This window comes from Schaalia cardiffensis (genome assembly GCF_016405145.1).
GTDB classification, from domain to species: Bacteria; Actinomycetota; Actinomycetes; order Actinomycetales; family Actinomycetaceae; genus Pauljensenia; species Pauljensenia cardiffensis.
In genome coordinates this window covers 1-8,170 of record NZ_JAEKIA010000023.1, presented here as the reverse complement: position 1 = coordinate 8,170, position 8,170 = coordinate 1, and the positions used below count along the sequence as shown (strand labels likewise).

The window sequence follows — 8,170 nt, the reverse complement described above, 5'->3', positions numbered from 1 at the left end:
TGCCTCCGTAGATCTCTCCGCAGGGGAAAACGAAGCCACGGCGCTTCGCGAGGCTAATGACGGACTCGAGGCGAGAAGGGCCCTGTGCCACTTGATGCTCCTTGCACATGATGGCCGCACCTGGCTGATGCGGCATCACCGGATCGAGTCTACAGGGAGCGCGCCCGCCCCCCATTCCACCGGCCCCGCCCGTGGGCACCGTCCTCAGCCTGCGCCGATGATCTCGGCGAGGGCGGCGCGCAGCGCGTCCGGCACCTCGGGGGCGGCCAGGGCGACGAGGGCGCGCGCGGGGTCGGCCTCGCGCAGTTCGTTCCACAGGGCCTCCCGGGCCGGGTTGCTCATCTGGGTGTCGGCGAGCAGCCGGAGGCATCGCTCCTGCCGGCCCACCGCGTCGCCGGCGTCGACGCCGCTGAAGCGGACGGTGATCGGGCGGTCCGTCGAGGTCGGTGCGAGGTCGACGACGAAGGCCCCGCGCTCGGCGTCCCACGAGGTCGCGGAGACTTCGGCGCCCTCGACACCCGCAAAGGCGGGGTCCCCGGCGCCGAGGATCGTCACCCTCCAGGTGCGCTCTCCCGGCACGAGGTCGCCGTCGCCCTCGGCGGCCCCGATCCGCAGGGTCGCCGTTCCCTGGTCCCAGGCGAGGATCGTCCTCGCGACTCGGCCGCCGCGCACGCCCTCGTCCTCGATGAGCTCGTATTCTCCGGATGCGCCGGCGACGACGAGGAGCTCGAGGATTTCGGGCAGGTCGACGCCGGACGGGACGGCGCCGGCCTCGTACCAGCGCCCGGCCAACGGAAGGACCGCGCCCCTGCGCGCCAAGACGGGCAGCGTCTCCAACGGGCGGTGCAGGAGGCGTTCGCGGCCCCCGGCGTAGCCCAGGCCGGTGAAGAGGTCGGCCCATTCGCCGTCCGGCAGCCACGCCTTCGCCGCCCCGAGCCCCGTGGTGGGGTCCGCCGGCGAGGTGATGGGGGCGACCGTCATGGAGCGGCCGAACATGTACTGGTTGGGCACGCGGAACGCTTCGACGTGCTCTGGGTCCTCCCAGTACATCGGCTGGATGAGCGGCCACAGGTCCTCGTGGCCGCGGACCTGCTCGGAATGCAGGTAGGGCACGAGGCGGTGGCGCAGGCGCAAGAAGCGTTCCTGAATGCCCTCCTCGCGCGCCGGGAACGTCCACGGCTCCTTGCGGGCGAACTCGGAGACCGTCGAATGCAGGCGCATGATCGGGCTGAACACGCCGAATTGGACCCAGCGGGTCGCCAGTTCCACGTCGTAGACGCCGCCCATGTGCCCGCCGATGTCGTGACTCCACCAGCCGTAGCCGATGTTCGCGGCGGTCGCGGTGAATTCGGGTTGGAACGCGAGCGACGCCCAGGAGATCGTCGTATCGCCGGAGAAGCCCACGGGGTAGCGGTGCGAGCCGGGCCCGGCGTAGCGCGAGAGAGTGAGGCCCCGTCCACCGTGTCGGCGCGCGTTGTCGAGAACGTGGACGTGGTTGAGGACCCACAAGGGGTCCAGGCCCCGCACGCTCGTCGACGCGCCCTGCTGCCAGTCGACCCACCAGAAGTCGACGCCATCGTCCTCCAGGGGCGCGAGCACATCGGAGAGGTAGGCGTCGATGAACTCCGGGTCGGTGGCGTCGAATCGGACGGGGCGCCGCGTCGCGGGGTCGATGCCGAAGCGCGCGGCGAGGCCCGGGTAGGCGTCCTCGTGGGCGCGGATGCCGTCGGCCGGGTGGAGGTTGAGGGTGAGGGCCAGGCCCCGGCGGTGGACGTCTGCGGCGAACGCGGAAGGATCGGGGAAGAGGTCTCGGTTCCATGTGAAGCCGGTCCACCCGGATCCGAGGTCGGGGTCGATGTCGACGAGGTGCCAGTCCATGTCGAGGACGGCGACGGACAGGGGCACGCCGTGGGCGTCGAAGTCGTCGAGGAGCGAACGGTAGTCGGCGTCGGAGTAGCGGTGGAATCGGCTCCACCAGTTGCCGAGGGCGTGGCGCGGGAGGATCGGCTGGGGGCCGGTGAGTCGGTAGAAGTCGGCGATGGCGCCGCGGAAGTCGCGTCCGTAGGCGAAGACGTAGAGGTCGTGGGCTCCGTCCTCGCGAGGTTCGAAGCGGCCGTCTTCGCCCATGGGCAGGGTCGTGTCCTCGAGGGCGGTGATGCCGCGCCCGTCCATGATCCCGGGCTCGAGGTCGCAGCGGCCGTCGACCTCGTCGAGGGTGCGGGCGGTGCCGCGCAGGTTCCGGTAGAGCGGGTCGGTGGATTCGCGGGCGGGTCCCCAGCGCCATTCGGCGCCCCATTGGCGCGAGCGGCGCACAGTGGCGACGAGGCCGGCGGGGCTGAATTCGGCGCCGTCGTAGTCGAGGGTCATGGCGTCTGTCGTGATGCGCACTCCCCCGCCGACGCCGCGTTCGACGTGGAGGGAGGCGGGGGCGGGGGCGTCGAGGGCGCGGTTGACGACCATCTGGGTGGCGCGGTCCTCGAAGGAGCCGCTCGGCGACCATTCGATGCGCATGAGGCGCGACGTGAGGACCTGGATGCGCCAGCGCTCACCGGCGATGACCGCCGCGGGGTCCGGGACGGGCGCGTCGGGAAGGGCGAGGGCGGTATTTCGGTGCTGGGTCGTCATGGCGGTCCTTGGGGATCGGGGCGAGGACGAGGGCGGAGCCGTGTCGACGCGGGGGGGGGGCGGAGCCGTTCGGCTCCGCCCGCCGCCCTCGTCGAATCGAGCGATCAGCCCTTGACGGCTCCGGCGGTCAGGCCGGAGACGATGTACTTCTGCAGGTACTGGAAGAGCAGGATCACGGGCACGGCGGCGACGACGGCGCCGGCGGCGAACACGCCCCACGGGGCGTTGCGTTCGTCGGAGGCCCAGTTGAACATGCCGACCGCGAGGGTGAACTGCTCGGGCTGCTGGAGCACGACCTTGGCGATGACGAAGTCGCCGAAGGACGAGATGAAGCTCAGCAGGGACACGACCGCGAGGACCGGGAGGACCAGCGGCATGATGATCGTCCAGAAGGTCTGGGCGTGGGAGCACCCGTCGATCTCGGCGGCTTCGTCGAGTTCACGCGGAATCGAGTTGAAGAAGCCGTAGAGCAGGAAGGTGTTCGCCCCGAGGGCGCCGCCGAGGTAGACGGCGACGAGGCCGAGCTTCGAGTTCAAGCCGATGATCGGGAAGACGTCCTGGATGCCCAGGAGCAGCAGGTACAGGGCCACGAAGGCGAGCATCTGCGGGAACATCTGGACGAGGAGCAGGAACGTCAGGGTGCCTCGACGCCCCTTGAAGCGGTAGCGGCTGAATGCGTAGGCCGCGGCCGCGCCCATGAGGACGGTTCCGATGGCGGTGAGGGACGAGACGACGAGCGAGTTGAGGATCCAGTGCCAGTACTGGCCGCCGTTCCTCTCTCCGAGCGCCGTGTAGTTGTCGGCGGAGATGGTCCTGAACAGTTCGTTCGAGCCGGTCAGCGTCGCGTTCGGCACGAGCGAGACGGACAGGACGTACAGGAGCGGGATGACGCAGTAGATGATGACTGCGATTCCTACGAGGTGGCGCCAGCCGACCTCTGCGACCCATCGCCATCCCGTCAGGGAGGTGTGGAGCTTCTCCTTCTTGGCTGCGGTATTCGTGCTCATCACAGTTCCTCCAATGCCTTCGTCTGACGGAAGCCGAGCCAGGCGATCACACCCACGACGATGAAGATGATGATCGACATGGCCGAGGCGAGGCCGTAGTCGGGTTTACCGCCCTCGAACGCGATCTTGTAGACCATCGAGATGAGGATGTCGGTCTCCCCCACGGGCACGGACAGGCCGGGGTAGTTCGGGCCGCCGTTGGTCAGCATGTAGATGAGCGAGAAGTTGTTGAAGTTGAACGCGAAGGAGGCGATGAGCAGCGGCACGGTCGACTGGAGGACGAGCGGGAGCTTGACCGACCAGACGGTGCGCAGCGCCGAGGCGCCGTCGATCTTCGCGGCTTCCATGCAGTCGCTGGGCAGGGACTGCAGGGCGCCCATGCACACGAGGAACATGTACGGGAAGCCGAGCCAGAGGTTGACTCCGAGGATCGCGATCTTCGCGAGGAATCCGTCGGTGAGCCACGGGATGTCGGCGCCGCCGAGGATCACGTTGTTGATGAAGCCGTACTTCTCGTTGAGCATGCCGCGCCATACGAGGGTGGCGAGGAAGCCGGGGAAGGCGTACGGGAGGATGAGCAGGGATTGGTAGATGCGACGGCCCTTGACGCGCTCGTCGGAGAAGACGAGGGCGAGGAAGAGGCCGAACGCGAAGGTCGTCAGGACCGACAGGACCGCGAATGCGAAGGACCACAGGAGGGCCTTGAAGAACGGGCCCGCGAGGTCGGACGAGGCGAAGACGTTCGCGTAGTTGGAGAATCCGACGAAGACGCGCCAGCCGGGCTTGAGTTCGGTGCCGGCGTCGGAGACGAAGAGGCCCTTGGATTCGTCCGCCTTGAAGACTTCGCCCGTCTGGGCGTTGGTCATCGTGTCGGCGGCCTCGTCATAGGTGAGGATCGACTTCGCGAGGTAGCCCTTGGTGCCGTCGGAGGTGACGTAGAATCCTTCGTTGGGGTCGTCGCTGACCGCGGCGGACAGGCCGGCGACCTCCTTCTGGCGGGTGACGAGCTGGTCGAATCCGAGGATCGTCTCGCCGGGGATCTCGGTGATCGAGAGTTCGTCGGCCTTCGCCCCGTCGACCTTGGCGAGCGGGGTCGTGGAGTCGCCGACGAGGACGTCGCCGGACTCCGGGTGGACGATGGCCAGGCCGAGCTTGGAGCCGCGGTCGAGGACGGCGGTGACGACGTCGGGGGATCCCTCGGAGCGAACGGTGTTCGTCATGAGGAGGGATTCGATGGCGTCGGCCTTCGTCGAGTTGTGGCCCTGCCCGTAGTTCGTCAGGGACACGTAGCCCGTGTAGCCCATGACGAAGACCTGGTAGATGAGCAGGAAGATGAGGCCGGGCACGAGGTACTTGCCGGGGATCATCCGCTTGGAGAAGTAGACGTAGTTGACGATGGCGAGGAGGACGACGAGGATCGCGACGATCGTCCAGGACTGGACGAAGGCGGCGGTGATGATGCCGTACACGCCGAGGGCGTCGACGAGCATCATGAGGACGAGCTTGATGAGGAAGCCCGGTTTGGTGACGTCGCGCGCGTGGGAAGGTTTGTATGCGGGGGTGCTCTCGGCGCTGGGCGGCGCCGACGTGGAGGAACTCATAACTGGGACTCCGGATCCGTTGGGAGGTGTCTTCAGATAGGAGGGGTGGTGTATACCACACTATCCGAAGGGCGTCTTCGTCGACGCATGTTTCGGACAGGTCCTGCTTATGGGGTATCCCGGACGCCGGGGCGTCCGGGATCCCCGTGGAAGCGGTCAGCCGATCGGCTGGACTGCGCTCAGATCACTTCTTGATGGTGTTCTCGATGTTCGAGACCATCGCGGTCCAGCCATCGGCCGGAGCCTCCTTGCCGGCGACGATGTTGCCCTCGGTGGCTCCCCAGAACTCCCAGACGGCGGACATCGCGGGAATGGCCGGCATCGGGACGCCCTTGCCGGAGACCTCGGCGAAGCCCTTGATATCGGGGTCGGAGATGCCCTCGGCGACGGAGGTCATCGCGGGGACGCGACCGCCCAGGTCGAACATCTTCTGCTGAACGTCCTTGGTACCCATGTACTGCATGAACTTGGAGACGAGGAGTCCGTTCTCGGTCTTGGCCGAGGGGAAGAACGCCTGGACGCCGACGAAGGGCTGGGCCTCCTTGCCGCCCGCGGACGGGATCGGCAAGACGGAAATGTCCATTCCGGCCTTGCGGAAGGCGTCGGTGTTCCACGGGCCGGTCACGATGTAGGGGGCCTTGCCGTCGAGGAAGGTCTGCTTCGCGATATCGGCGGACACGGACAGGTCGAGGATGCCCGCGCCGCCCTGAGCCTTGAGCCACTCGGCGAATGCGGCGCCCTCGGGGCCCTTGAGGCCGAGCTGGTCGGTGTAGGAGCCGTCGGCCTCCTGCATGAAGACCGGGGCGCCGAAGGAGGTCTGGAAGGCGTACACGTGGTACGGGTCGAGCTCGCCGTTCTCACCGGCCTGGACGACGAAGGGACGCTCGGCGCCGGTGGCCTTGCCGGAGGCGATCATGTCGTCGAAGGTCGCGGGCGTGTCCTGGGTCAGCTTGTTGTTGCGGATGAGCGCGACGGACTCGACGGCGTAGGGCATGCCGTAGGTCTGGCCGCCGTAGGTGACGCCCTGGACGGCTGCGGGAGCGAGGTCGGCCTTGGCGGAGCCGAGGTCGACGGTGCCGACGACGCCGTTCTCGACGAGCTGGCCGAGGCCGTCGTGCGCGGTGACGATGACGTCCGGGCCGTTGCCGGTCGGGACCTGGGTGATGAACTCCTGGGTGATGTCGGCGGTCGGCTTCTGGACGACGTTGAGGCCGATCTTCGTCTTCTCGGTGAAGTCCTTGGAGAATTCCAGGAGCTGCGGGTAGCGAGTGTCGTCGGCCCAGACGGTGATGGTGCCGAGTTCGCCCTTGGTGCCGGCGGCACTTTGGGCGCCGTCGGCCTTGCCGCTCATCGCGGTCTTGTTGTCGGCGGACCCGCAGGCCGCGAGCGTGGCGCTGAGGGCGATTGCCCCCATGATGGCAATGCCTCGTCGCATTGTCCCCTCCTGATGGTGAATCGAGGACCGGCGCCGCAGCTATCGCGACGTCCGTGTCACTGGTATCGAATGTAAGTGTTTCTGTAGCAGTTCCGCAATCATTTTCTGGAACTTCTCCATTCTGTTACATTCGCGCCGACCAGGGCACTACTCTTGAGGAACGACAAGGAGGTCCCGATGAAGTCACGCACACGCATGTCGGACATCGCCGAGCACGCGCAGGTGTCCGTTGCGACCGTGTCCCGCGTCGTCAACGGCACCGGCCAAGTCTCGGACGAGACGCGCCATCGTGTCCTCGTCGCCATCGACTCCCTCGGCTACGAGCGCCCCGCGACCATGCGCGCCGCGGAGGACTCCGTCATCGGAATCATCGTTCCCGAACTGACCAACCCGGTCTTCGCGACCTACGCCCACTTCCTCCAGTCCGAGATCTCGAGGGCGAACCGGATTCCGATCATCTGCACGCAGACCCCCGGCTCCACGTCCGAGTCCGACTACGTGCGCACCCTCGTCGATCACCAGGTTTCCGGCATCGTCTTCGTCTCCGGCCGCCACGCCGACCTGCACGGCGACATCGAGCGCTATCATCGCCTCATCGAGCTGACCATCCCCTACGTGACGATCAACGGCACGCGCGACGGGGTTGACGCGCCCGATTTCTCCACCGATGACGCGGCGGGCATCGGGGCGGCGGTCAAGCACCTCGCGGACCACGGACACGAGCGGATCGCCCTGCTGACGGGCCAGAGTCACATCATTCCCGCCCAGCGCAAGATCGCAGCCTTCCGCACCCAGATGAAGTCCGTGCTCGGCCAGACCGATCCGCGCATCATCGAGACCTTCTACACCTACGAGGCAGGCGCGGCCGGGGCCAAGGAACTGCTCGCCGAGGGCGTCACCGGAATCATCTGCGCCTCCGACCTTCAGGCGCTCGGAGCGATCCGCACCGCGCACTCCCTCGGCTTGGACGTCCCGGGCGACGCTTCGATCATCGGCTTCGACGACACGATGCTCATGGCGCATACGGACCCGGCCCTCACATCGGTGCGCCAACCGATCCAGGCGATCGCGAGGGCAGCCATCCAGACCCTGGAGACGCAGCTCAAGGGCGCTTCGGTACAGCCCGGTCGTTTCGAATACACGCCCGACCTCGTCGTGCGCGCATCGACCGGCCCGGTGAAACATTCCTGACACCGTTAGACTTTGACAACCATTCTCACTTCAATGAAGAATGGATTTCATGAACATCAAGCGACCCATTGCTCTGTCCACCGTCGCCCTCGCCGCCCTGTCCCTGGCGGCCTGCTCCACCGGAGCCGACTCCGCCGCCTCCGGCGCCGCCTCGGGCTCCACCGCCTCCGGCAAGGTCTCCGTCATGGCCTCCTTCTACCCGCTCAAGTACCTGACTGAACAGATCGGCGGCGAGCTCACCTCCGTCACCTCACTCACCCCAGACGGTGCCGAGCCGCACGACCTCGAACTCTCCCCCGCCAGCGTCGACC

Annotated in this window: 6 protein-coding genes; 2 read left to right on the top strand and 4 right to left on the bottom strand. The window is 67.3% G+C overall.

The window, feature by feature from the left end:
- Positions 1 to 204 precede the first annotated feature (204 nt).
- The 4 genes from JFX23_RS09150 to JFX23_RS09135 form a co-directional block, all read right to left on the bottom strand.
- Entirely contained in the window at positions 205 to 2,625 is a 2,421-nt protein-coding gene (locus JFX23_RS09150) for a glycoside hydrolase family 31 protein (RefSeq protein ID WP_198776636.1), read from the bottom strand.
- A 104-nt stretch (positions 2,626 to 2,729) separates the two neighbouring features.
- On the bottom strand, positions 2,730 to 3,632 hold the full coding sequence (locus JFX23_RS09145; protein ID WP_198776635.1) for a sugar ABC transporter permease: 903 nt from the start codon (positions 3,630 to 3,632) through the stop codon (positions 2,730 to 2,732).
- Positions 3,632 to 5,233, bottom strand: coding sequence for an ABC transporter permease subunit (locus JFX23_RS09140; protein WP_198776634.1), 1,602 nt, complete (start codon positions 5,231 to 5,233; stop codon positions 3,632 to 3,634). Before JFX23_RS09140 ends, JFX23_RS09145 begins: the two co-directional genes overlap by 1 nt.
- Before the next feature lie 184 nt (positions 5,234 to 5,417).
- Positions 5,418 to 6,668: a sugar ABC transporter substrate-binding protein gene (locus JFX23_RS09135; protein ID WP_198776633.1), complete on the bottom strand. Its 1,251-nt coding sequence runs from the start codon at positions 6,666 to 6,668 to the stop codon at positions 5,418 to 5,420.
- A 177-nt stretch (positions 6,669 to 6,845) separates the two neighbouring features.
- On the opposite strand from JFX23_RS09135, the gene JFX23_RS09130 reads away from it, so the two are divergent.
- Together JFX23_RS09130 and JFX23_RS09125 are read left to right on the top strand one after the other, a co-directional pair.
- Entirely contained in the window at positions 6,846 to 7,859 is a 1,014-nt protein-coding gene (locus JFX23_RS09130) for a LacI family DNA-binding transcriptional regulator (protein WP_233050736.1), read from the top strand.
- A 40-nt stretch (positions 7,860 to 7,899) separates the two neighbouring features.
- Positions 7,900 to 8,170: metal ABC transporter solute-binding protein, Zn/Mn family (locus JFX23_RS09125; protein ID WP_198776632.1), on the top strand; the 271-nt coding region annotated here is incomplete at its 3' end.